2 protein-coding genes are annotated in these 1476 nt (G+C 45.7%); both read right to left on the reverse strand.

All coding sequences use genetic code 11. From position 1 onward, the window contains the following. Positions 1-55: 55 nt before the first annotated feature. Complete coding sequence (locus BHU33_RS04850) at positions 56-922, reverse strand: lysophospholipid acyltransferase family protein (protein WP_103434763.1); 867 nt, start codon at positions 920-922, stop codon at positions 56-58. Next, positions 919-1476 (reverse strand): glycosyltransferase family 8 protein (locus tag BHU33_RS04855; protein WP_318530522.1); only part of this gene is annotated, 558 nt, incomplete at its 5' end. The genes BHU33_RS04850 and BHU33_RS04855, both read right to left, overlap by 4 nt.

The raw sequence follows: 1476 nt of genomic DNA on the forward strand, positions 1-1476 counted from the left end.
ACTGTGAATGAAAGATCATTTTGATCACGGTCATGCCTTTTTGTTGTCCATTTTGTTATTGATAATGACCAGCAATGTCGTCTGGACTAAAATCCTGAGTGAATTGACGATCATAGGCCTTTTCATAGGCAGCAACTTTTTGTTGGTAATCAATTTGGCGCATCTTTTCGGTAGCTTCCCGCTGTGATGTGGCCGACTTTTCGACCGCATCCGGATAAATTGGCGGTAACACATGGACCGTATAATTGATGCCATGCGGATCCGATTTGGTCGGGGCGTCAACCATCGAAACAAAGCAGGACACGATTGGAACATTCAATCTCTCGGCGTAGTAGTACGCTCCCCGTTCAAGCGGCCGCGGTTTGCGATAGTTGAACCACATTTCCCGTTCCGGATAAATTAGAATTGACTGTTTGCGTGCCAAGCTACTTTGCAAAAGGGCAATAAACCCCTTGCCCATGTAATTGACGCTGTCGCTGACAGGTATCGTATCAGCGTATGTCATAAAAAATCCCAGCATCCCGGGCATTTTAAGGTTGGTGAGCTCAACGACAACCGACAAATCAGGTTGATTCAGGGCTGATCGAACCAGCAGGTTGTCAATCGGGCTAAAAAAGTGGTTACAGGTAATGATTGCCGGCCATTCCAATGCCTTTAAATTGTCAGTCCCCTCAACTTTTAAATTGGGATTCATCATCCTCGCAGCCATATTCATGACCGACCGGACTGCGGCTGCCCGCCAATGATAACGTTTAGTTTGGTGAAGCTTCAAGAAGTGGTCCAACACCTCATGCTGCTCGGTAAGTGTCAGTACTGGATCATGTAGTTCGACTTTTTGATTAAATTTTCCCTGACGGACGTTTTCAGCAATGTTTTGAATCACTTTGTCACGCTCGCCAAGCTTTACCGGTGTAAAAGTCATAGGGCAATTTTTACTCCTTGCTTGGCCATGGCGTAAAATGTCGTTGGGGTCTTAATAATATCAACGGCTAATGGAATCAAATCGGACTGATTCTTCTGTTCACGGGCAACTTCTTTAGGATTCATATCTGCGAGCTGCTGTTTTAACATGGTCTCGTAATCGGTTTGTTTGGCATAGGTCCAAAAATAGCTTTGTCGAGGGGCATTATCATAGCGCCACGGCTTGGCAAATAAGTTATAGTGAATCAGCCAGGGGTCAACATCCTGTGGCGTGGTGATTTGGATGTCCCATGACGGGTTCAAATAATAAATTCGATTTCTCGCGATGGCATTCATGTAGTCCTGATCCGGGCACAAACACTTGAAATGGTACTTGTTCAAGAGCTGCAAAAAGTGTTCAGCGAATTTTGAACGGCGCATTTCAGCCAGGTTCATCAACAACACGCCGGAACAAACGTATTTCTGTGAATCAATCCCAACGGCTTGTTCAGCATAGTCAATCATTTCCGGAGTGTGGCCGATGAAGTGATCCGGCACTGCGCCAACCAGGTTATC

The sequence above is a fragment of the Fructilactobacillus lindneri DSM 20690 = JCM 11027 genome, assembly GCF_002907375.1.
Lineage (GTDB): Bacteria > Bacillota > Bacilli > Lactobacillales > Lactobacillaceae > Fructilactobacillus > Fructilactobacillus lindneri.